This window comes from Azospirillum sp. B21, assembly GCF_008364825.1.
In the GTDB taxonomy this organism is placed as follows: Bacteria; Pseudomonadota; Alphaproteobacteria; order Azospirillales; family Azospirillaceae; genus Azospirillum.
In genome coordinates, this window is the sequence record NZ_VTTO01000012.1 from 1 (window position 1) to 21,837 (window position 21,837).

Genomic DNA, 21,837 nt, shown 5'->3' on the forward strand with positions numbered 1-21,837 from the left:
CAGGAACGCTGCACGGCTCATGTTCTCAAGGCGTTCTTACATCCCGGACAATCTGATCACTTTCGTGTAGTGACCCCAAGGACGGCGGGATCAGCATCCGCTCAACCGTAGCTGTCTTTGGTTGATAATGGCGGCGTTGTTTAGCTGACACCTATCGCGCTGCCCTCCACCTCGCTCTGCTGGGGCATGTCCGCTCATTGCCGGAATTCGAGCCCGGTCTGACCGTAGCCGAACTCATGCGATGCCTCAGGCCTTGGGCTGAGGTGCTGTCGCGCATGGGCTGGTGCGACTTCGACGCCTGGGACCGCGCGTTGGCCCCGCCCCACCTCAGACTGGTTGGCGACACCGATGGCAAACCTACGGCTCAAGACGAGCCACCGGTTGCGGAGATGGTCATCACTCCAACCATCACGGCCACTGCAGAGCGCACCGGACAATGGGCACTCGACATCGCCTGGGAAACTCTGGGAGTTTTCGCCTGGCCCAGAGTGGATGATCACACTGGTCATCAGGACCTCTACTGCTCGCTGTCGTTCTCCCCACCGGCTGAATGGGCGCACCTGCCGATCCGCATCGAACACCACGCCAAAATCAGCAACATGGATTTCGCCGGCACAGGTCGACGGCTCTTCACCGACGCCGTCGCATCGACCAAGCACGCGCCTTCGACGATCGAGGTCTTTCCTTCTTTCCTGGATGCCATCGTCCTCGGTTTTCTCGACGACATCAGCTTCCATGGCAGTCCGGAAGAGACATTGGAAGTGCGGGAAGAGGTCTTCGAATTGGCTGAAGGTGTTCGGAACGAGCTGGGGGTCGAGCCTAACCGCGATCCGGAGCAGCACGTTGACTGATACCGACATCGGTGCCGACACTCATTGAAGCTATCTTATAAGGAGATTCGCAGAAATAACTGCGTCAAGTGTCCTCCCCATTCTGCGAGAAACCCGATGCCTCCGACCGACGCAGTTGGAGCATCTATTTCTGCATCTGTCCTATGCGGAGTTCCTCGACCAGGAAAAGTCATTCCTGGTCTATTCCGGGTTGTATAAAATGACGGGATGGCTGAGGCATGGACAGGCAACAGGCATGATGCACGACAATTCTCCCGATGAAGCCCCTCACGATGAGGCCGATGCTAAACGGCTCTCAGTGTCCTTCAATTGCGACCCAAACATTCCGGCGGGTGTATATGGCGAGAAACGGAAAAAGTGGCAGGATTCAATCGAGTCGCGGCGCCGAAAAGACATCGACCTCCGGGCCGCTTTTCTGTTCGACCCGGCGGTATCCGTCGATACTAAACACCACGATCGCCTGTTTCCTGCGGTACGTGCCAAGCGCTTCGTGTTTCCTACGGTACGTGCCACGACTGGTAGCTTCGATCTGCCGCCAACCGAGGCTTTCGCGATCGTGCCGTCGGAGTTTCTGCGGAAAGCAGGACACCATCCTCCGCGCAACGCGCAAGCGACGGCGTCGGCCTTTTCGCAGTGGATCTACTCGCTTTATGCAAAGGCATACGGAGACGACGAGGACCGCGAAAGCGGCAAGGAGATGGAAAAGCACATCCTTGAGGAAAGGCTGCGGGCGATCTCCTGTATCGACAATGCCTATCTCAAGCGCTCAGGGTCGGACTGGCGGCTCGTACACAATGGGCTGCACATGGATGACGAACAGAGAGGGGGGTACTTCAGTATTGGGGCGCTGTCGGTTCGTGGCGAACCGTTGCGGGCGTCCCCTGATCTGGTCTACCAGAACCAGAAGACGTCAGAGGTGCTCATCGTCGAGATCAAGTATTCCAGGCTTCGCCTCCCCACCAACCTCTGGCCAAACATCTGGGGTCAGCTCTGGTGCTATTCACAATTTGACATGGCGGTGGATGCGCCAAGGGTGACGGTGATCGGGGAGGTCTGGGGAGGGTGGTGGCTCAGGGGGTGTCGCGGTAAGGGAAGGTTCAGAGAAACATATCAGGAGCCAATCCTCACGCTGCGCGCTTCCGTGCGCCGCGACCCGCGTGCACCCGCGTATGACCGCTTTTTTCGCAGACTTTTCGACATTTACCGAAGCGCCTGAAGCCTTCTCCGGGGCATGCCCCTCACCATCTATCAGTTTAGGAGGGCCGTCCACAGAGGCGGGAGCGGCAGGCAGGCTTGGACGATCTTGACGATGCGGCGGATGCCGCGGGTGAACCAGGATGTGCGGCTTCGGGCGACTTTCCTGGGTAAGGAGATTCGCAGAAATAGCTGCGTCAAGAGCCCTCCCCATCCTGCGAGTATCCCGATGCCTCCGACCGAGGCAGTTGGAGCATCTATTTCTGCATCTGTCCTAAGTCATCTTCGTCACCTCCGACACCACCCCGCCCCTGCTTCTCCGCCAGCTGCGCCATCGCGCCGGCGCCGGCGGCGATGCGCTCACCGTAGCGGGCGGGCATGGTGGGAGAGGTCCAGTCTCCGGCCTGTTGGATAGCGGGCAGGCCGAATCCGGCGGCCACCAGGTCCTGGGCAGCGCCAACCCGCAGGCTATGGCCCGACACCGCGCCCTCTCCCGGCACGCCGGTGCCCTCCAGCCCCACAGCTTTGGCTCGCGCTTTGAAGATCTCGCCCACCCGCTTGCCAGGGTCTGGCCCCGACACGCCCAACGGCCCCAACACAGCGTCCGTCCCGCGGGTTAGCCGGTCGGCGCCGATCTGCAGCCATAGTACCGCGCGACAACATTCCAAACGGGTCTGCCTGCGCTCCAGCTTCTCGCGCCGGGCGGCATCCCCGCGGCTGCAGCGCCGCATCAATTGCTCTCCCTCCGCCAGGGCCTCGTCGAGCAGGAGGGCGCGCAGACGAAGCCACCGCTGCAGCAGGGTCATGGTGTCAGGCCCCAACCAGCACCAGCGGCCCTGCCCACCCTGGTCAGTCTTCGACCGGGACACGAACAGCCGGCCGCTGCCGTCACGTTCAGCCTGGACATCGGCGACCGTCAGCCGCACCAGCTCGGCCCGGCGGCGCAGCGTGTCGTAGCCGACGGCGATCAGCGCCGCATCACGCACCGCCTGTGGCCCCTCTTCACGATTGAGAGCCGCGAGAATCTCCTGCACGTCCTCGCGGCGCAGCCCGACCGCCTGGGCAGGGCGCCGACCAAGGCGGCCAGCGAACCCCTTCATCTCCAGCCGAACCAGCCGGTCCTTGCAAGGATCCGGCAGGCCGGCCGCCTCATGCAGAGTTGCGATGGTGGACTTCCGCCTTGCCACCGTTCCATAGGCGGCCGGCTGCCCGTCGCGGCCGCCGTTCTTGGAGAGTGCCGTCAGGTAGGTGATTACCGTCTCCGGCACCGCAGGGACCGCAACGCGGCCGTTGAACCCACACCAGCGGATGTAATGGCGGGCATCGGCCCACAGCGCGCGAACGGTGTTGGCCGGCGCGTTGCGCTGAAGCGCCCGCCACCAGGGCACCAAGCGCCGTGCGATTGCGAGAGCGATCGGCGCGTGCGGCAGGATCACGCCGTCAAGGGCGAGAGCGCGATCGAGAGGATTGTCGTCTCTGGACCCGGTTACGACCGGGAGGAGCGGCTGGGAGGTCATGGATCACGCGGTCAGAGGGTTAGGGACGGTTGCCGACAGGTCCGGACTTTTCGCATGAACTGCCAGCATTTTGCATGAACCGGCTTACGGAACGGTGGACGCGGGAGGCTGTTGAGATGCGATCAGGATTTCCGCTGGTCCTCCGTCAGTAAAGGCTATTTCGTCCACCAACACCGGCTTTTCGCATCAACTGTCTGTCACCGACGACGATAGCCGCCCTCCCCTGCTGGCGATAGCGCAAATTATCACCAAAACGGGCTTTCAACCTTTCACAAAAGTGGACTTGTTGCCGATTTCTCGGTATCAAGAATGCGTAACCAATTGATAAAGCATGATAGATGCGTTTTCGTTCTTTGGACCCGCAGCCCCTCATCGGCCCTCTGGAGCGCGCCGCCGCGGCCGTAGGCCGGCTGGCCCAGGCAACTGCCGGCACCCCGGTGCTGGCCGCGTGGCTGCACCGGTCGCGTGTCGAGGCGGTAGCCGAGATTTCAGAGACCCAGGGTCGCCGGGTCGATCCCAACCGCCTGCGTACCTTGCTGGCGCAGGTGCCGACTCGGGCCCAGCGCGACTGGGGCGCCACCATGCTTGCCCTCGATATGATGCGGCAGATGCTCGCCGGACCTGGCACGGCCGCTCTCGCCCCGACCGGTACGGATGACGCGCTTGCGCAGATGGAAGAGGCCCACGCCGCCGTAGGGTCGGCAGCGCTGATCGCTTGCGGCATTGGCTTCCTTGCCCACCTGGAAGCTGGCGGCGACCGCAGCGGCGCTTGCCTCGCGGTTTCGCGCTTCCTCGCCGCTCAGGGAATGACGCCGCTGCCGCTACCCTGCTTGAATGGGGTGGAAGCAATTCGCCGCGCAGAGCCCCGCGGTGTCTGGCTAGTTGCCTTTCTCGACGGCATGGCTCTGCAGGCGAAGGAGGGCGAGGACCGGCTCATCGCCCTGCTCCACCGCTGGCGCAGCTGGCGCCGGCGTGTGGGCGACCGGCGCAGCGACGCCCGCATCCGCCGCGCTATCGACGCAATGGCCGCTGAAGGCGTGATAAGTCCGGCGCGTCTGGCGTCGCGGCTGCGCTGCGCCACAAGTGTCGCCACCGACCTGCTGGAGGAGTTGCAGCGGTTGGAGATCGCCGTGGAGATCACGCGCCGCCGCACCTACCGTGTCTTCGTGGCAGAAGACCTTGCGCCGATGCTGGGAGAGGTGGCACCGCGATCAGAGGCAGCGGTCAGAACTGTTGCCGCGCCACCACTTCTGCCCCCGCCCGCAGTGGTCACCGAACCTGACCGCTGGGTGGAGCCGGCCGAAGGTGTGGACGACGCACTCGCTCAGCTGGAGAAGGTCATGAGGCGCCTGGACCCGCTGCTGGCCGATTATGGCAGTGCCAACGCCCGGCTTCTATCGTACGGCAAGATCTGATCCGGCTGCGGCTCGCATCACCGGGATCATTCAACCATGCCGCGCTAATTCGACTACATGTATAGACGAAACCTAAACAGAAGCTGCGCCCCGACAATTCACAACCGACACTTGTTACAGCAAGCCCCACATTGATCAACATTCTGCTGCCACCTAGAAGTCACGTCGCAAATTGGCTCCGGAAGGATAATGCTTTTTACTAAAATTCTTTCTAAATTACCGGTAAACTTCTTATTAAGTTCTTCGCTATTATATCACCATGATCATTGTGGTTGTCGCTACTCGCTTCAAGCCGCCCGAGAACGGGCTTTTTGAAGGGTTACGATCGCCTTGGGAATGAGCAGAGCCTTTGGATTCACCCAACTCTATCAGTTGATGAATTTTCGAGCTGTACGACCTAGATGAAAACCGTAGCTGACATTGAGTTTATTGCCAGAGCGATCGACCCTGACGCTTGGCAGAACTATGACGAGAGCAACGGCAACACAGCCGCTGTAAGCCGCCCACTCTCATCGTTGGCCGCAGCCCAGCGCGTTCTGAATGCTGTGCACGAAGCAGGTGGGCGGGTTGCCGGAGCGTCGCAGCTCTCATCCGGTAACGCTACCTGTTCAGTGTCCACACCCGACGAGAAAGAGGCTGACCCCGTGCGGGAGATCGTTCGCAACCACCCCCCCGAGCGGAGAGTGCTCCTAGTCGAAGATCGCCCGGCTGTATCCGATCTGATCAGAGCTTTTCTTCAGTCTCTGCCCAATGTCGCGCTCGAAGTCGAAATCAAGGGCGGCGACGCAATCGATGCCGCTGGTCGGCACCGCTACGATGCTGTGCTTATAAGCACGCAACTTCAGGACATGGAGGGCCCCGACGTGATTGCGTCACTGCGGCGCCTCCCCGTTCCGTTCTGCAGCACACCGGTAGTGGCGCTGATCGGAGACGCGAACCCCGCGTTCCGGCTCGCAGTTCTGGCGCATGGAGCTCAGGAGGTTCTTACCAACCCCGTGCGCCTGGACGAACTTGTCAGGGTTCTGAACCGGACTTTTCCATCGCTCCCGGTCAACGACGACCGGATCGACGGGCACACGCTATCCGCAATGCTACGGGACCTGGGCCAAGAGCATGTGCCCTTGTTCATAGCCAGGTTCGTTTCTGAGACACGAGGCAAGCTCGCCACGATGCGCTCGATCCGCGACCACGACACGATGCAAGCCGAAGCACACACGCTCAAAGGTACATCACGATCTTTCGGAGCATTTCAGGTCTCGCTGCAAGTCAGCCAGCTTGAGCAAGCAAGCCGTACCAGAGCGTCGTGGACGACGATCAATGCTCTGATCGATGCTGCTGAACAGTCGCTCACAGATGCTGAGGCGGCTTACGCCAGCTACTGTCTTCTCTGAGTTCGCTTCCCGAATTTGATCTCCGCCTCAGACCGCGTGTATTGCAGGCCTATGCGGCGCTCAATAGCGCCTGCGTCAGCCCCCGACGACGGGAGCAACAATGGGAATGGCCGTACGAAGTCGGCCGCAGCGGTCACACGCGATCAAGGGCCTAATGAATGCGGCACACATCCGGGCGGTACGGCGGTGCGGCAAGCACTCCGCCGTAGGCTCCCACAGCTCACCTGGCAACCCCTGGCCATTCTTCCGAAAAGCCAATCTCGTGAGCTGGACATCTCGCCACACACCCCAGCTGCTCGAGATGTCAAAGCTCAAGTATCTCGGCCAGCATGGCTGAAAGCGCCGGGTCACACCACCGTGAACCAGGCGGAGGTGACGTCGTCAGGTGCGATGCCGGCCGGCGTCAGGCTGCCAAAGCCCCTGACATCGACCACGGCATCGCCCGACGCGTTGGAGCGATCCCGCCAATGGGGAATGCTGGCATGCCCGATGCATTCGCCCTGCGCAAAGTCGAAATCGGTGACCAGGTCTCGGCCGCCGTCCCAGCCGATCACGAACAGATCCTCCCCGTCGCCGCTAGTCAGCGTGTCCTTCCCGCGCCCCCCGAACAGCAACGGAAAAGGCTCTCAGGAGAGCAACCCTGCGCCTTCTGATTTCGCTGCTTCGTCCACGGCTTGCGCCTCCCTCCAACCATTCCAGAGCTCCTCGTACTGCATTCCGGCGAGCTGCCGGTGCACAGGGTCGTCTATTCTAGCCACCACCGGCCATGGCTCCATGTTCTGCTGCCACTTGGCACCGAACTGAAAGAAGCCGAATCCATAGCGCCTGAACCGTCGGCGGAAATCCTGCTCGTCTTCGCGAAACCGGTGCCGCACCAACAGGTCAGCTGCGTACCTGATCTTACCGTGCGGGCGAAGACGTAGACCCAGGTCGAGGTCCTCGCAAGCTGCCCGCCGGAAGCGCTCATCGAACCCACCAACCGCTTCAAATGCTGCGCGATTAATGACAACGGACGCGGTCACAAAGCCATCCAGTTGTCCGTCCGGCTGAGCGGGTGGGCTCAGAGTGGATTGGGCGGTGTAGTAGGAGGCGAACAGCCCAGTCGGATCCGAGGTGATCGGGCCGGTCCACGCCACCGCCGGGCAGACGTGGCCATGGTCCGTGATAGCCTCAAGGTAGTCTGTATCCGGCCGCACGCCAGCATCAAGGAACCAGAGCCACTGCGTAGATGCCAATTCGGCCCCACGGTTACGTGCTGCGGCTGGTCCGCGGTTTACACCCTGGACGCACGCTTCAACCACGAGACCAGCCTCGGATGCTTTGCGGACTTCAGCACTCGCACCCAGCCCAGCGTCGCTCGATCCATCATCGACCACGATCACCCTGGCCGGACGCACCCCAGCGTGAAGTTCATTCAACGCATACAGGGTCTCGCTCAGACCGGCCGGATCGTCCTTCACCGGAATGATGACGGTGAGGTCGGCAGCAGAGTAGAGATGCTGCTCAATCGAATAGCTGGGAGGCAACGTCAGTGGAAGCTGCCAACGTGGGACTCCCGCAGGCAATTTATAGTTCATTTCTTGGGCGATCCGCATAGGGTTTTATAGCACCAGCAACCAGTCTTCGGCCTACACAGCTGATGATCCGGCCAACACGGACGCTATGACGTGACCGACTGTTCTTTTATCAACTGGCTTGGTTATAAATCCGTTAAACCCTGAATTCTTGCACAGCTCAGCCGCGTCGTCGTGAGCGTTCGCTGTAACCGCGATGATTGGGATCCGCCCTCGTTCATCTTTCCGTGAACGTATGGCCTGAGCAGCAGTAATACCGTCCATGATAGGCATCTGAACGTCCATCAGCACCACATCAAAGTGTTGTTGATCTAGCTGCGTAACTGCCTCAGCACCATTTCCGACGACGACTACCTCGTGACCTTCCTTACGGAGATAGAACGAAATGATGTCGGCCATCAGTCCATTATCTTCGGCGACCATGATGGACAAAGTGGTCGGGTTTCCATCCGAAGCAGTCGCGCCAGTTCCCTGCCCGGCCGCCTCCGCAAGCGCCGCAGCCAAAGCAGTTCGCCGTATAGGCTTCAGGAGCACAGTGCCGGTTTCGCCGATCAAACCATGGCTGCTGGTGGAAACCACCCGCACCACCGGCCAGTCAGGCGGTATGCTGCTTTCGATCTGGGCCGCGGCAGGGTGCTCCATATCCAGGACCACCAATGCTCGGGTTGGATTTTGGCCTGCAGCGAGTTGTTCGTTCGCGTTGAACACTTCGCATCCAATCATGCGCAGTTTATTCAGCATCGCGTTATGTTCTTCTGACGAACGCATGAAAGCCAGAACCGGAGGAAGGCCGTCGAGACGTGCAGTCACCTCCTGTTTGTCTGTTGCACACAACGGCAGGGAAAGCCTGAACGTCGTCCCGCTGCCGGCGGTGCTTTCGACAGTGACCCTCCCTCCCATCTGGTCCGCCAATCCATGGCAGATTGCGAGTCCGAGACCGGTCCCACCGAACCGCCTTGATGCCCCTGCATCAAGTTGACTAAACGGCTGAAATAGGCGGGGAATATCCTCGTCGCGGATCCCTGGACCGGTATCCTCTACGGAAACCCGCAAGTCCCTCCCACCACCGCTGTTCTCAGGTGCGGAGACCGACACCTTCACGCCCCCGGTCTGGGTAAATTTCACCGCATTGTTGACGAGATTGACAACGATCTGCCGAATACGGCCTGGGTCGCCCAGCAGTTCGCGGGGAACATCAGGCTCGACGATTGACTCGAGCCACAGCCCCTTCTCAGCGGCCGGCAGCGCGTGCAACTCAAGAGCCCCGTCCACTAGCTCCTCGATGTCGTATCCCTCATGGACCAAGTGAACGATTGATCCCTCAATTCGGGAGAATTCGAGGACGTCGCTGACCACGGTGAGAAGTGCTGTCGCGGAGCTTTTGACCGCCATCGCCCAGCGGCGCTGCTCGAAACCGGTAGCGCTTCTGTGCAGCAGATCGGCCATACCGATTATCCCGCTCATCGGTGTCCGGATCTCGTGGCTCATGGCACCGAGAAAGGCAGATTTCGCTCTGCCAGCTGCTACAGCCTGATTTCGGGCATCCTCAAGCTCACGCACAAGAGCCGACTTCTCGTCGGCGAGCGTTTCCGCTGCTAAGCGAGCCCTCTCCTCGCGCTTGAGCTGGACATAGAGTGAGGTGACCAGCCCGAACGCGGTGAGCGCCAACGCAGCAATTGCCCAGTTGACGTGTGTCAGCTTGTCGACGAGCAGGCTTCTCGCTTCGGCTCTCGACGCACTGGCCGTTCCATGAATCTCCGAAACCAGCGGCTTGAGCTGGGCCTCAGCGTTCTGCACCGACGCGGATAGCGCAACTCGGTTTTCGCTGCTGAATGGTGCCTCTAGGAGCGACTCCCAGGTCATCACCATCCGCTCAAGCAGAGCAATCCTCTCGCTCAACGCCGTGTTCGCTTCTAAGATGAACCAATGGTCATTCTTCAGAACATCGAAGCGGCTCAGAAGAATGTCATACCGAACTTCCAAGTCTCTCCGCTCGTTGTTGCCTTGGACCGGTGTCCGAACCAGCGCGGAGAAGCGATTGAATTCGACCTCAAACTGATGAAGGGACCACTGTGAGGCCTCGATACGCTGGGTTCTCTGTGAATCCAATTCCTTCGATATTTCATTGTCGAGGTAGGACCATAGGAGCACCATTAGCGCACCTGTCGCCGCGAGTGCCTGGAAAGCAATTCTGTTCGTGCGACGCCGTGGCTTGCGACGAAGCGTGATAGTGCTCAAGAATGCCCAGGACCGCCGCATCTATGTATTCACTCGATCTGGATGGCCTTTACCTGCCATGCACAACGCGAAAAGTATAGTTCGCTATTGAGTGACTTGTCTTCGTCAAATGGATATATAATGAAAATCGGCCCTTTATCACGCACGGACATTTGCTTCCCGCCACGACGCGTTGCGAGAATTGGGTCATATTTTACATCATCAACAGGGATATTTGTAACATAGTCATTCAACGCAGTTACGCGCAGCACTCGACCAGTCGCGCCGACCTGTTTCAGGAAGGTCGACAGTTTGACGCCGGAGAACTCGACCGGGTCTTGGTTCCAGGGCGTCCGCGTCGTCAGACTGGACAATCCCATACCCTCGAACTCATCCCTCGTGAAGCTGCGCTCCTGACCGGCCGCGACCAAGCCACTAACGACCAGGATCGGTTCGCTGGCGACCTGAACGGAACTCTCAGTTGCGTGAGCCGAGGGAGCGAGACGCCCGCCGTCAAAAGCGATAACGGCGCAACCAACCGAAAGCGAAACGAAAAATGAGCAGTACACAGCCCTTACCATGATGCTCTATATCCCCTGAGTTATCGACGATGAAGACACCGCCCAATTCCCACGATTAACTGCCCTTTAAGAAAACGATTCGACCATCGATCAAATCATCCGTTCAAAGCGGCAGCATCGGTGCATCGCTGCACCTACGGTTCCTTACCTGACAGCCGCAGCTATGATCTCTGAGCGCCGCTTCGCCCCAAACTTTTTTAGTATCGCACTAACATGTTCTTTAACCGTTACTTCTTTGACTGCCAGTCGCTCTGCTATCGCCTTATTGCTGAGACCCTGAATAATTAATGAATGAACTTCCTTCTCGCGGGCACTAAGGTTCGGGCCCTTATTGCTATCTCGCAGCCCCAACACTCCTAGGTGGCTAGCAGGAGTCTTCTGTACTCTGCGAGTCACGGGACGTGGATAGGAAGCCATCCCGGACACCAGCAACTGCATCGCAGCAACGAGGGAATTCCTTGTCAGAGACTTTGGAATGTAACCAGCGGCACCTTTTGATAGCGCTGTCTGAACAATAACTTCATCCTCCTCAGCCGAAATAATGGCTACGGGGGTATCGGGAATTATTCTCTTTATCTTATCAATACACGAGAACCTGTCCTGCCCTCCCCCACCCATGCCCGGCATGTTCAGGTCCAACAATATCAAGTCAAAGGACTTATCAGTATCAACGACCTTCATCGCCTCGTCGAGATTTGCCGCCCCGACAACTTCGCTTCCGGGAATTTCTTCGTTGAGCAAACGGACCATAGACTCAAACATGAACCAGTGATCATCTGCCAGCAGTATCCTCATTATTTTATTCCACCGTTGATATGCGACGCCCCTAAAAGCGCGGGCACTATATACAGCCTCCCCGTATGGCACAACGCTCTACTCCCTCTGGTGGGGTAGCGCCATCGCCTAAAGGCTGCTTGCGTGCGGTAGCCGCCGAGGTAGCCCCGCCCCCATATTTTGCAGAAATGACACCCCTCCGCGAATCAGCGCATCTGATAATCCGGTCTTTTCAAGCACTTATCGGAGTTATACGCGAACTGTGACAAAGTTGCGCATTTTTCTATTGCAGCCTCGGCTACCTCAAAGGTAGGGTCGCCCCCACCCCCTCTTAAGTAGGGATGTAACCCATTTGGTCGGGGTGTGGTGGACGCTCTCCACCGGCGCCTCGCGAACAACTTAACCGGTGCACCACAGGAGCGTCTCTGAATGTCGGCCGCCTCACTGCCACGCCCTGCCGCCGGGCACTCGGATTCCGATCTGGCTGCGCGCATGATCCTGCGGTGGTTTCCCGTTCCCGTCATTCGCCTCCACACCGGCCTCCCCAGTGACGCGGTCCGGGAACTTTACCGGCAGCTTCACGACTCAGCGCCCCCGCCATCCACTCTCCCCCAGATTGCTGACCTCCTAGGAACGACAGGCTCCACTCGTCAGGCTTCAACCTTCCTGAGCCACTATGCCGGCTTGGCGGGGAGCAACGCCTACCGCCGGGTCGACGTGAATGCGCTCATCGTTTCCCACGATCTGCACCTCGCATCACGAGACCTGAACACAGCTGAGGCGACCACTATCGCTGCAGCTTGGGTCCTTGCTCGGGAGCTACGCTCCCGGACCATTTCGTTCGAGGCGTGCGAATGCGGGCGTGACCACGTTGTCCACGACGAAGTGGCACCTCCATCCTCGTGCCCTCACTGCGGCGCATCCCTGGCAAAGGACCGCTCCTCCGTTCATGACCATCCCTGGCGTGATAGCACCGGCGTGGATCGCGCAGTCCGGATCAGCTAGTCTGCGGCGCCCACCAGCGCCACTACGTTCCACAAAGGATGGCCGCAGGCCGTTATGAAAACAAATAAGATCGCCATCGTGTTCACCCTGTGCGAGACGCCGATGACCGTCGAGCTTGAGGAAGAGTTCTGGGACGGGCTTCAGGACGTCGCAGCCTGCCAGAACACCGACTTGGCCACTCTTGTCGAGCGGCTCAACTGCCGCCGTGGGGCTGAAAGCCTGACTTCGGCGCTGCGCATGTTCGCGATCTCCTATTACCGGTCGGCCGCCAAAGCTCAAGAGTCCGGTGCGGTTCTGCTGCGAGCAAATTGAACCCTTGCGCCAGAACCTGATGCGGTTTGCGCGCCAGCATGAAGGTGCACTACCAATGCAGCTTAAGGCCGTGAACGTGCCGGATACGGAGCACGATGTTGCTGCTCACCCCTCCGGCCGGCGCCATCGTGCGGCTGCTCCAGTGCTTTGCCTTGCCGGGCCGTTCCTAACCCAGATAATTCACCACAGCTGAAGCTCGTGCCGGGGGCCGGAGGTTAGGCCACTGAATTCGCGTTTAACTCTGGTGTTGAAGCAGTCTCGGCACGGCTCAACGGAAGTCACGCCCGCCGCGGCCGATAGTACGGGGTTATCGCCCGACTTGTCACCGGCTGCCCGCAATCCAGCGATTACCGCCCTTGTTAGTGGCCGAATCACCTCCGACGCGGGAGTTATCATGCCTGAAAGGCGTCGAAAGACGTCGTCTTTCTCCGGCGCGGTGACCAAACGTGGCTGCTAGGATGCTGCGCCGAAACTGGAGGACGCAAGATGATCTCTTGGGCGCTACGGAATAAAGGTACACTGGTCGCGGCTCTGATAGTTATCTACCACCCAGTCAGCGCAATCTATTACCATATGAATCGTGACAGCTATCACGAATTTCTAAAGGCCAACCTTGGCGAATTTGCATTTTTTGCCGGTTACATTGACACGCCTCTGTTCCGCGTTCTTGAGGTGGCCTTTATGTGGTCCCCGACCGTTATAATAGCTTGGGTGGCGCTCGTCATGGGCACCTATTGGTACTTGTTCGAGCGCAACGCGGCTGGCGAGTGAGGCATCATGCAGACTATTTCCGATCACGATTTCCGCCCGCCCCGCCTGACCATCCGATATGCCTTAACGGCCCTGCACCTGTGGTTCACCGACCGAATTAGCCTCGCCACCCTCCTCCTTGCCTTTCGCCATCACCCGGCAGCTGTCGCCGGCAAGAGCGGCACCCACATCATCGATCAGCACGCCGCTGAAGCTTTCTTTGGGTCTGGACCGGGCCGGAGCAGCGAGTAACCGCCATGAAAATCCGCCTTCGCCGCGTCCTTTGCATCGCCGGCGCCGTTATCCTCGCGGTGCCGGTTGCAGTTGCTGGTGTGGGCGTCGCCACTTTTGCCGCCCTCCCCCTCATTGCCTCCGTGCTGCCGCTGGAACTGTCTCGAACAACGTTGAGCGACGGCGCTCGCAAAGTCGAGATGCAGGGCATGATTCACATCGCCTCGCCGGAGTTCTACCGCGACGTGGGGGAATTGGTCGCTCGCCGCCGGGCCGAAGGGTGGCTCGTGTTCTACGAAGGGGTCCGCGACGACCTCGGCCGCGGCAACGATGCCTTCTCCGATGTCCTGAACAGCTTGGGAGGTGCGCCAAACCTCCTCGCGGACAGTGAGGCGCATCCCTATGAGATGCTTGCGCCGGCGCTTGCCGAAGGCTTGGTGCTCCAGGACAACGAGGCCATCATCGGCCGGCCTGGCCCCGATGCGCGCAACGTGGATGTGACGCTATCGGAGCTGCTCGCGGAACTCCCCCCTACCCCACCGTCCGCCCACGACCGCCAGCCTGACGCGCCATTCACCTTGACGGAAGTGCGGGAAACGTTTGACGGTCTGCCTGGGTGGGTTCAGGACCGCGTGCGCGCCGCCTTCCAGATCCTGCTCGCCACCACGACATCAGGTCGATATGCACACGCGGTGCTCCCACCGGCAATCACGACCCTGCGTGAACAGCGCGTCGCTCGCGCGATCGAGGACGCACGCGACCGCAGCATCCTGGTGCTCTATGGGCAACTCCATATCAGTGCGATCTCATCTCATCTGATAGCCGCTGATCCGGCATGGCGGATCGTATCGAATGCTCCAGTAAAGCCGTTCTGATCGTCTAGTCTCACGGAGTGCGGCTAAAGCTGACAACTACCTCACTCGCTGGGGGCGTGATCAAGAGCAGGTGCGCTGCGGGCTCTCTCCTGGCCTTCAAAAAATAGGCTCCACGTGAGGTCGCAGCGGCGCGGCTTAGCGAATGTGCGACTGGGATCGGTAAACGTCGTGGTTTCCACCTGACGGTGGATGCGGTGGCAGGAAGTCTGCACGTTCTTGTCCTATGGCGCTGATCGGGCGCGCCGCGCCGGGCAGGAGGCAACACCAGCTTGTTCGCGAGGACCACAAGCACCCCACCAACGCCGTGCGTCGACCGTGTCACGCCCTGCCCTTCCCCTTCTTCCTTAGCCCCTAAGGTAGGCTCCGGTTTCGCACTGTGCCTCCCCCCACCCACACTGATCTGCATTCCTGTGAACCACCAGAGCACTTTTGCAGAACGCGAACGCGCAGCGCAAACCTACCAACGCTTCGAGTGACCCGCCAGAGCACCTGTAGTTGCATCGCTCAGTGCTCCATGCGTGTTGTAGCTCCCGTGGAAGCGCCTGGGCGCTGCCCCCCCTGCCCTTTCTGTTTACCCGACGTCGGGTAAAACTAAGGGGCGGTTTTCAGAATGGACTGATGCGGTTAGCGATGATGAAGATGGCGGCGGCAGTGAGCAAGGAGAGGACGATCCGTCCGAGCCTATCCTGCCGTCGATCCAGGCGTTTGATCGCGAGCAGCCAAGCGCAGCCGTGCTCGACAACGCATCGAACCTTGCCGAGCCCCGAGCCGTGTGGCTCGCCGATCTTGCGGATGTGCGGTTGAACCCCGTCACGTAAGCAGATCCAACGGTTATCGGCACTATCGTAGCCTGCGTCGGCGTAGAGCTTGGCAATGGCGGCGCAGACCACCTGGGCCAGGCGCAGCAAGTCGGGGAAGAGCATGGTGTCATGCACATTGGCGGCTGACGGCATGACCGCCAGTGGCAGGCCGTCAGTCGAGACGACCACGTGATACTTGGTGCCGGGTTTGCCGCGGTCGGTCGGGTTTGGTCCGGTCAACTCACCACCGTGCTTTGCCCGTACCGAACAACTGTCGACCACAACGTCCCATGCGGCGTCGTCGGGGCCGGAGCGCACCATGCGGACAAGGACGGCGTGAACCCGCCGAAGCAACGCGGTCCTGTGCCACTCCTCCAGACGGCGGCGCAGGGTCGAGCCCGAGGCACGCCCGTCCGCCGCCCGCAGCTCGCGCCATTGGACGCCCTCGCGCAGGAAGAAGCGGAGTGTTTCGATGACCTCCACGGTGGACATCGGCGGACGCCCGGGGCCGACAGGCCGATCCTCGATCCGGTCGATGATCCCCGCCACCAAGTCCGCGACTGTCGGTCCCATGCCTGCCTCTCTGTGCCAAAGGCACAGGAAACCGACAGCAGATCAGCGGGTTTCCGGAGGAGTGATCATCGGATGAGGGTTCTGGAAACCGCCTCTAATCCTCCAGGGGTAAACGTGATCGTGACCGTTTTGTCGCACTCCGCCTTCACGCGTGACACACAGACGGCACGATGTTGACGCACATACCGCGAACTGCGATGCTCCAACCAAACCACCACCCCATGAGAAGAGTGAGGCCGCGTGATGGAAGGATTGACGCTGAAGGCGGTACGCGAGCAACGCGGTGCATCTCAAGCCGAATTTGCGGATTGGCTGAACGCCGGTATCGGGCGAAGCTATGACCGCGCCCGCATCAGCCGTTGGGAGTCAGGGGGCGAGAAGATCCCGGCCGCCGTCGCCAAGTTTGTCGAGGCGAACTCGGATGTGGCTGAAGGTAAGCTCGTGCCCGGTTTGCGCGAAGCCCTCCTGGCCAGCACTGACAAGCTTTTTGGCGTGCCGTCCAGTCCGCCGGCTCACCACAACGCTTGCGTGGTTCTAGCACTCGCGAACCAGAAGGGCGGCGTAACCAAATCGACCAGCTCCTGCAACCTCGCCTTCCTGTTGGCTGAAATGGGAAAGCGCGTTCTGCTGATTGACGCCGATCCTCAAGCGAGCTCGACCCAAAGCCTCGCGGTGAATCCGATGCAGTTGGAAGCCGAACAGCGCTCCCTCACCCACTTCTTGCTCAACGAGGGCGCTGATCCGGCGCACTTCCCGGTGAAGGTTTGCGATGGCGCCTTCAACCTTATCGGCTGCTCGATCACCTTGGCACAGGCCGAGGGCCAGCTGAAGTTCGGCCAGACGCAGGGCGATAAGGTACTCGGCGAACGCCTTTCCCCGTTGAAGCCGTCCTACGACGTGATCATCATCGACTGCCCACCGCATCTGGGCGGACTCACAGAAAGCGCTCTAATTGCCGCCGATCAGGTCCTGATCCCGACTATTTGCGAACCAATGGCAGTGCTAGGCGTCCCTCACCTCATCAAGACCATCCAAGACGTGAAACGGCGCGGCAATCCGAAAGTTGAAATTCTCGGGATCCTGCCGGCTATTTTCGAGCGCCGCTCGACCATCGACGTGCAGACCCTGGGCGATCTGCAGGCTGCGTTCGGTGCGCACATCAAAGTGTGGGACCCGATCCCGAAGCGCAAAGACTTCGCCAAGGCGGTTCAGACCGGTAAGCCCCTGTTCGCCATTGTGCCGAAAGCCGATGGTATCGAGACTTACCGCTCCATTGCACAAGCCCTGCTCGCTAAGGCCCCTGCCCTGGAGACGACGAATGGCTAAGAAGTTCGCTAACACTAACCCGGCATTCGGTCTCGCAGCGGCATCAATCGACCTTGACCGCGTTACCAATCCGGATTTTCCGGAAATCAACAAGGTCCCGCTGCCGGACATACACCCAAATCCGAACCAGCCGCGGAAGACCTTCGATGAAGCCGAGCTCGCTGGCCTAGCAGCCAGCATCGACGCGCATGGTCTGAAGCAGCCAATTTTGATCCGCCGTCGTGCTGAAGGCGGCTACATGCTGGTGGCCGGCGAACGCCGGTTCCGAGCTCACCAACTGCTCAGGCGAGATAACATCCTCGCGATCATCGTGTCGGACCGGGAGGATGTGGAGGTTACCGCGCTTGTCGAGAACCTTCAACGTGTCGACCTCACGCCCGTCGAGAGCGGTCGCGGTCTCGTGCGACTGCAAGAGCGCGCATTGGCAAAGGGAGAGAAGCTGACCCAGGAGGACCTCGCGCGCTTCATCGGTAAAAGCCAGTCTGAGGTTACCCGCCTGCTGAACATCGTGAAGCTCCCCGAGACCGTCCTGGTCGAGTACGAGGCCATTCAAAAGGAGGTTTCGAAGTCGGCCTTGTCGGAGCTTCTGGGCATCGACGACGAGGCCGTGACGATGCGCCTTTGGGACATGATCAAGAACGGCGCGAGCGTTGCGGAGCTTCGCAAAGCAAAGGCTGCTTTCCAGGACGACGACAACCCTGCTCCAGAAGCCGCGGTAGCGCCGAGGGCTGCGCCGATTGAGAGAGCCCGAAAGCAGTGGCGCACCATGGCGACCAGCCTGTCCAAGCACGAAATTCGACCCGAGGATCTCTCTTCCGATGACATGGACGATCTTCGGCGCTTGCGAGACGTGATCACCCGGATCATCGGGGATTGAAAGCATAAGTTAGAGGAGCGAGAGTTCTCCATAGCTCGTAGAGTCGACCCTTTACCCGACGTCGGGTAAAAAGCTGGTGGACAGGGGCCGTGCATCCGCCCCTCTGTCTTTTACCCGACGTCGGGTAAAAAGCTGGTGGGCAGGGGCGGTGCATCCGCCCCTCTATCTTTTACCCGACGTCGGGTAGGGTCTGAGGTACGGGGCGCACAGCTCACCCCCAGCCCCCCCTGCCCCAAGCCACGCACAATCATAGGCGAACAGTTTACGCCGGGCCGTCCTTAGAAAGACGTAGGATTTCAGCGTCTTTTGGAGCCGCGCGACGCTACACGATGCCTCTATTATCCGCCCCGTACAGCGAACGGACGAAGCGGGAGAGGGCGTAGTGCGGATCAAATTCGGCACCTATAAGCCGGTTGAAGGCCCGGAAGAGGTTCCAGTGTTCTGGGACTCCGAGAAGGTCATGAACTCCCATTTTACGGTGATTGGCCCGTCAGGATCGGGAAAAACCACCCGCCTCCGCCGGCTGATGGCCGGCATGTCCCTCGTCAATCCCCGGATCAGGTTCGTGGTCCTCGATCCCCATGGGGACATGGGTGTGTCGGGTGAAGACTCATTCCGGTTCAGCTCGACGTCCGATCTAGGACTTAACCCACTAACCGTCCGTGAGGACCCGGACTACGGCGGGGTTACCAGAGCCATCGAGACCTTCCTCAAGACGATCAGCCGGACAAGCCGGCCGCTCGGCTCCAAGCAGGAGCACACCCTCCACAACGTTCTGCTCGACCTCTATGGCTACCTTGGGTTCCACGCTGACCGGCCCGAAACGTGGAACCTTCGATATGACGACCGGCGCAATCCCGAGATGCCCAAGCGGCACCCCACCGTGAAAACCCTCAAGTGGTTCATGGAACGCAAGATGACCCAGGTCTTTCTGGGCACCAGTTCAGAAACCGTTGCCGCGCTCGACGATCTGAGCCGAAAGCTGCGCTCCATGGATCGTGCAATCAAGAAGGAGATCCGTGGCGAGGAAACCAGCGTGGACGTCGACAAGCTCAAAGACAAATGCCGTGAGCTGTTCGAGCGCTTCTTAGAAGGCATGTACGATGGCCAGGAGGTCAGCGCGCTGTTCCGCTACGGGAACAAGGAGGTGCTCCAAAGCTGTTACGAGCGGATTTGCAATCTTGAACGCTCCGGGCTGTTCCGAGCCGACACCTACATGTTCGATCCAGCCGCGGCGATCTGGCGCTACGATCTGTCAGCGCTGTCCTCGGACGGCCAGCGGATGGCCGTCGACTTCATCCTGGACGACATCTTTGCTGCGGCCCGTGGCGACGGTCAGAAGCCAGAAACCGTCATGTTCGTTTTACTCGACGAAAGTCACAAATTTGTGTCCCCTGAGGCTGATCATATCATCAGCGTCTGGGCTCGCGAGGCACGCAAGTTCGGACTCGGTCTGATCCTCTCATCGCAGAACCTGACAGATTTTCCCGACGAGATCCTCGCGCAGATGGGTACGAAGTTCGTCCTCGGTGTCGACCCAATCTTCCTGGATCGCGCCGCCAAGAAGCTCAAGGTCGAACCCCGACGCTTAGAGGGCATTCAGACACACAAAAGCTCCATCATCGCTATCAAGAACAAGGGAGATAGTGGCACCCTATGGCTGGACATGACGCTGGTCTAAAATTGGCGACCCTTGCGGGCGCGAGCGTGGCGAGCCTAAAATGCCGGCACGCCTTTGCGCCACCGACCATGCTGCAGGTGATCGAATGACTTCGTTGTTCGACTTTGCCATGGCGGACACGTCCCGGTATCCAGGCTGGGCCTCCGCATGGTCGGGGACTAACCGGTACGACAGCAGCCACCGCTACACGCTCCGGCGCGTCCGGGACAGCTCCAAGCCGTTCATGCAGGTGATCGGTCTTAATCCGTCCACCGCGAATGAAGATGTGCTCGATCCGACGGTGACGCGGGTCCAGAAGTGGGGCAGGGCATGGAGCTTTGGTGCAAAGGGGCTTCCGCCGCTTCACTCTCTTGGTACGACCATGAACGGAACGCCGATCCACCCGCTTGCCCGTGGAAAACACCGCGTGCCAGACGATGTTCAGCCGCGCCCGTGGATGAGCCTGGGTCGAGTCGGCGCGATAGCCGCCGCTAGGTGACCAACGCCCCGGCGCTTCCCCGCGGTGCCGAGGCGTTGGCAATATCGCTGACAGCCTTCTCCTAGTCCTTCTTCGGTCGTAATCGTCGCTGCCCGATAGAAACACGCTTGAGATTTGAGGCCTCTCATGCCTGCTAAGAACCGGACACAACGTCCTCGATGACTAATGCACAGCTTGCCGCTTTCCGCGAGCGCCACAGCCTTACACAGCGCGAGCTGGCACAACGCATCGGCCTTGGTGTCAGCACGCTGAAGGACCTGGAGCGCGGCTATCGGCAGGATGGTAACGGCTTCCGGCGCCCGGCACCATTTTCCAAGACCCTCGAGCTTGCCCTGATCGCCGTCGAACTCGGCTTTTCCAGCTACGATGGTCGTCCACTCGCAACGCTAGCACTTAGCAATGCCGCCGAGAGCTGCGGCGGCACTATAGGGCCGGGCAGGCGGAAGCGGGTGGGCCGCCCAGTAGGGTCGAAGTACGCCGGTGAAGCTTCTTAAAGTACCTTGCTTGATCGACATCGTCGCGATTGGACGGTGTGATGCCCCCACTTGGTGGCTGCCATCTGCTAGGCTGTGCGCCGCACGCCAATGCTGTAGGACGCCGCGCTATACCCCTTCATTCTGCCGGCAGACGCACTTAATCCTGTCCTCGTGATACCCGAAAGAAGTGCTCGGCGTATTGACGACACAGCTCTGCTTCGACCGCATCGCCACTGCGCTCCGCGTCAGCTGCACGGGCTAGCCATTGAGCTTGCTTCTGCTGCGCAGTTCCATTCACGCGGGTCGCCGGCCGCGCGCTGCCCTGAGAGGGACTGATCTGTGAGCGTGTCTTGCCGAACGCCGGCCTCGAAAAGTGCTTTCCAGTGGGGTTTGAGGTGGACATTCCGTTTGCGTCTTCCTGGTCAGGTGCACTTGAGCGCTTTCAAGATGCCCCTAGCATACTACCGCTTCTGCTGACCGAGACAATGAACTGCCGAAGGAGTCATCCGCAAGGTATTTGACGGCCTTCCTCGCCTCACCCGCTATGAACTCGCGGTTCACCAACTTCTTCTCTACTGCATCCCGGACAAAGCCTGCCTGATCATCTTCGGAGGTGAGTACCGGGGCGATGCGGCAAAAAGTGCCTTCGGCGAACCCGGGATACATATCCCCGACATACTTTTTCGGGTGTGCTTCGGGCCACTTCTAAAGCGATCTCTCTCAGTGCGCTTAAGAGATATCTCTTATTGACCCGTTAGCAGATATCTCTTAATTTGACTTGGAAGACCAGTGGAGTGACGCCATTGGCGCCCTCACTCCGCCCGAAGCAATGACCATGCACTGCACCGTGAAGCTAAGCCCCGCTGGTCACCTCCGTGGGTTCGGCAGGATCGTCGGGCCTGGTCTCCAGGCAGCTTCGAGGGCGCAGAAACGACTAGC

General features: G+C 60.0%; 21 protein-coding genes. 13 read left to right on the forward strand and 8 right to left on the reverse strand.

Translation table 11 applies throughout. The features are described 5' to 3' along the window. Window positions 1–263: 263 nt before the first annotated feature. A complete protein-coding gene (locus FZ983_RS23705; protein ID WP_149226032.1) occupies window positions 264–851 on the forward strand; it encodes a hypothetical protein in 588 nt (195 codons plus the stop codon). Between the two features lie 235 nt (window positions 852–1,086). Beyond that, window positions 1,087–2,067: a hypothetical protein gene (locus FZ983_RS23710; RefSeq protein ID WP_149226034.1), complete on the forward strand. Its 981-nt coding sequence runs from the start codon at window positions 1,087–1,089 to the stop codon at window positions 2,065–2,067. 235 nt (window positions 2,068–2,302) lie between these two features. Here FZ983_RS23710 and FZ983_RS23715 read toward each other — a convergent pair whose 3' ends face one another. Next, entirely contained in the window at window positions 2,303–3,433 is a 1,131-nt protein-coding gene (locus tag FZ983_RS23715) for a tyrosine-type recombinase/integrase (protein ID WP_188092477.1), read from the reverse strand. A 467-nt stretch (window positions 3,434–3,900) separates the two neighbouring features. Here FZ983_RS23715 and FZ983_RS23720 point away from each other — a divergent pair, with 467 nt between their 5' ends. Together FZ983_RS23720 and FZ983_RS23725 are read left to right on the forward strand one after the other, a co-directional pair. Beyond that, window positions 3,901–4,977, forward strand: coding sequence for a hypothetical protein (locus FZ983_RS23720; protein ID WP_149226038.1), 1,077 nt, complete (start codon window positions 3,901–3,903; stop codon window positions 4,975–4,977). 401 nt (window positions 4,978–5,378) lie between these two features. Beyond that, on the forward strand, window positions 5,379–6,368 hold the full coding sequence (locus FZ983_RS23725; protein ID WP_149226040.1) for a response regulator: 990 nt from the start codon (window positions 5,379–5,381) through the stop codon (window positions 6,366–6,368). Window positions 6,369–6,715: 347 nt separating this feature from the next. On the opposite strand, the gene FZ983_RS23730 is transcribed toward FZ983_RS23725, so the two are convergent. The 5 genes from FZ983_RS23730 to FZ983_RS23750 all read right to left on the reverse strand — a co-directional run bounded on the left by FZ983_RS23730 (window position 6,716) and on the right by FZ983_RS23750 (window position 11,535). Further along, window positions 6,716–6,982 (reverse strand): hypothetical protein, encoded by a 267-nt coding sequence (locus tag FZ983_RS23730; protein WP_149226042.1) that lies wholly within the window; start codon window positions 6,980–6,982, stop codon window positions 6,716–6,718. A 12-nt stretch (window positions 6,983–6,994) separates the two neighbouring features. Next, on the reverse strand, window positions 6,995–7,945 hold the full coding sequence (locus FZ983_RS23735) for a glycosyltransferase (protein WP_188092478.1): 951 nt from the start codon (window positions 7,943–7,945) through the stop codon (window positions 6,995–6,997). Between the two features lie 51 nt (window positions 7,946–7,996). Continuing rightward, window positions 7,997–10,180 (reverse strand): ATP-binding protein, encoded by a 2,184-nt coding sequence (locus tag FZ983_RS23740; protein ID WP_188092479.1) that lies wholly within the window; start codon window positions 10,178–10,180, stop codon window positions 7,997–7,999. A 29-nt stretch (window positions 10,181–10,209) separates the two neighbouring features. After that, the gene (locus FZ983_RS23745) at window positions 10,210–10,740 is read right to left on the reverse strand and encodes a hypothetical protein (protein ID WP_149226048.1); all 531 of its coding nucleotides are present in this window, start codon (window positions 10,738–10,740) and stop codon (window positions 10,210–10,212) included. Window positions 10,741–10,884: 144 nt separating this feature from the next. Further along, entirely contained in the window at window positions 10,885–11,535 is a 651-nt protein-coding gene (locus FZ983_RS23750; protein ID WP_149226050.1) for a response regulator transcription factor, read from the reverse strand. A 1,038-nt stretch (window positions 11,536–12,573) separates the two neighbouring features. On the opposite strand from FZ983_RS23750, the gene FZ983_RS23760 reads away from it, so the two are divergent. From FZ983_RS23760 to FZ983_RS23775, 4 genes are all read left to right on the forward strand, one after another. Continuing rightward, window positions 12,574–12,831 carry a ribbon-helix-helix domain-containing protein gene (locus FZ983_RS23760; RefSeq protein WP_149226054.1) on the forward strand — a complete coding sequence of 86 codons (258 nt, stop codon included), beginning with the start codon at window positions 12,574–12,576 and terminating at the stop codon, window positions 12,829–12,831. Between the two features lie 486 nt (window positions 12,832–13,317). Continuing rightward, window positions 13,318–13,602, forward strand: coding sequence for a hypothetical protein (locus FZ983_RS23765; protein WP_149226056.1), 285 nt, complete (start codon window positions 13,318–13,320; stop codon window positions 13,600–13,602). 6 nt (window positions 13,603–13,608) lie between these two features. Continuing rightward, window positions 13,609–13,833, forward strand: a complete 225-nt coding sequence (locus tag FZ983_RS23770) for a hypothetical protein (protein WP_149226058.1) — start codon at window positions 13,609–13,611, stop codon at window positions 13,831–13,833. Between the two features lie 5 nt (window positions 13,834–13,838). Continuing rightward, window positions 13,839–14,687, forward strand: a complete 849-nt coding sequence (locus FZ983_RS23775) for a hypothetical protein (RefSeq protein WP_149226060.1) — start codon at window positions 13,839–13,841, stop codon at window positions 14,685–14,687. A gap of 605 nt (window positions 14,688–15,292) precedes the next feature. Here the strand turns inward: FZ983_RS23775 and FZ983_RS23780 are convergent. Next, on the reverse strand, window positions 15,293–16,060 hold the full coding sequence (locus FZ983_RS23780; RefSeq protein ID WP_149226062.1) for an IS5 family transposase: 768 nt from the start codon (window positions 16,058–16,060) through the stop codon (window positions 15,293–15,295). A gap of 243 nt (window positions 16,061–16,303) precedes the next feature. Between FZ983_RS23780 and FZ983_RS23785 the strand changes: the two genes are divergently transcribed. From FZ983_RS23785 to FZ983_RS23805, 5 genes are all read left to right on the forward strand, one after another. Continuing rightward, window positions 16,304–17,386 (forward strand): AAA family ATPase, encoded by a 1,083-nt coding sequence (locus FZ983_RS23785; protein ID WP_149226064.1) that lies wholly within the window; start codon window positions 16,304–16,306, stop codon window positions 17,384–17,386. Beyond that, window positions 17,379–18,263 (forward strand): ParB/RepB/Spo0J family partition protein, encoded by an 885-nt coding sequence (locus tag FZ983_RS23790; RefSeq protein WP_188092480.1) that lies wholly within the window; start codon window positions 17,379–17,381, stop codon window positions 18,261–18,263. Before FZ983_RS23785 ends, FZ983_RS23790 begins: the two co-directional genes overlap by 8 nt. A 382-nt stretch (window positions 18,264–18,645) precedes the next feature. Then, window positions 18,646–19,944: a DUF87 domain-containing protein gene (locus FZ983_RS23795; RefSeq protein ID WP_149226068.1), complete on the forward strand. Its 1,299-nt coding sequence runs from the start codon at window positions 18,646–18,648 to the stop codon at window positions 19,942–19,944. A gap of 85 nt (window positions 19,945–20,029) precedes the next feature. After that, window positions 20,030–20,422, forward strand: a complete 393-nt coding sequence (locus FZ983_RS23800; protein ID WP_188092481.1) for a DUF1643 domain-containing protein — start codon at window positions 20,030–20,032, stop codon at window positions 20,420–20,422. 158 nt (window positions 20,423–20,580) lie between these two features. After that, window positions 20,581–20,916 (forward strand): helix-turn-helix transcriptional regulator, encoded by a 336-nt coding sequence (locus tag FZ983_RS23805; protein WP_149226072.1) that lies wholly within the window; start codon window positions 20,581–20,583, stop codon window positions 20,914–20,916. Window positions 20,917–21,055: 139 nt separating this feature from the next. On the opposite strand, the gene FZ983_RS23810 is transcribed toward FZ983_RS23805, so the two are convergent. Beyond that, window positions 21,056–21,301 carry a DUF4167 domain-containing protein gene (locus FZ983_RS23810; RefSeq protein ID WP_149226074.1) on the reverse strand — a complete coding sequence of 82 codons (246 nt, stop codon included), beginning with the start codon at window positions 21,299–21,301 and terminating at the stop codon, window positions 21,056–21,058. Between the last annotated feature and the right edge of the window lie 536 nt (window positions 21,302–21,837).

What these genes read in the sequence shown, in the direction of transcription:
- FZ983_RS23710 (WP_149226034.1), top strand. Translation starts at nt 1,087, where the DNA reads ATGATGCACGACAATTCTCCCGATGAAGCCCCTCACGATGAGGCCGAT.
- FZ983_RS23720 (WP_149226038.1), top strand. Translation starts at nt 3,901, where the DNA reads ATGCGTTTTCGTTCTTTGGACCCGCAGCCCCTCATCGGCCCTCTGGAG.
- FZ983_RS23725 (WP_149226040.1), top strand. Translation starts at nt 5,379, where the DNA reads ATGAAAACCGTAGCTGACATTGAGTTTATTGCCAGAGCGATCGACCCT.
- FZ983_RS23735 (WP_188092478.1), bottom strand. Translation starts at nt 7,945, where the DNA reads ATGAACTATAAATTGCCTGCGGGAGTCCCACGTTGGCAGCTTCCACTG.
- FZ983_RS23745 (WP_149226048.1), bottom strand. Translation starts at nt 10,740, where the DNA reads ATGGTAAGGGCTGTGTACTGCTCATTTTTCGTTTCGCTTTCGGTTGGT.
- FZ983_RS23750 (WP_149226050.1), bottom strand. Translation starts at nt 11,535, where the DNA reads ATGAGGATACTGCTGGCAGATGATCACTGGTTCATGTTTGAGTCTATG.
- FZ983_RS23760 (WP_149226054.1), top strand. Translation starts at nt 12,574, where the DNA reads ATGAAAACAAATAAGATCGCCATCGTGTTCACCCTGTGCGAGACGCCG.
- FZ983_RS23765 (WP_149226056.1), top strand. Translation starts at nt 13,318, where the DNA reads ATGATCTCTTGGGCGCTACGGAATAAAGGTACACTGGTCGCGGCTCTG.
- FZ983_RS23770 (WP_149226058.1), top strand. Translation starts at nt 13,609, where the DNA reads ATGCAGACTATTTCCGATCACGATTTCCGCCCGCCCCGCCTGACCATC.
- FZ983_RS23775 (WP_149226060.1), top strand. Translation starts at nt 13,839, where the DNA reads ATGAAAATCCGCCTTCGCCGCGTCCTTTGCATCGCCGGCGCCGTTATC.
- FZ983_RS23780 (WP_149226062.1), bottom strand. Translation starts at nt 16,060, where the DNA reads ATGGGACCGACAGTCGCGGACTTGGTGGCGGGGATCATCGACCGGATC.
- FZ983_RS23785 (WP_149226064.1), top strand. Translation starts at nt 16,304, where the DNA reads ATGGAAGGATTGACGCTGAAGGCGGTACGCGAGCAACGCGGTGCATCT.
- FZ983_RS23790 (WP_188092480.1), top strand. Translation starts at nt 17,379, where the DNA reads ATGGCTAAGAAGTTCGCTAACACTAACCCGGCATTCGGTCTCGCAGCG.
- FZ983_RS23800 (WP_188092481.1), top strand. Translation starts at nt 20,030, where the DNA reads ATGACTTCGTTGTTCGACTTTGCCATGGCGGACACGTCCCGGTATCCA.
- FZ983_RS23805 (WP_149226072.1), top strand. Translation starts at nt 20,581, where the DNA reads ATGACTAATGCACAGCTTGCCGCTTTCCGCGAGCGCCACAGCCTTACA.
- FZ983_RS23810 (WP_149226074.1), bottom strand. Translation starts at nt 21,301, where the DNA reads ATGTCCACCTCAAACCCCACTGGAAAGCACTTTTCGAGGCCGGCGTTC.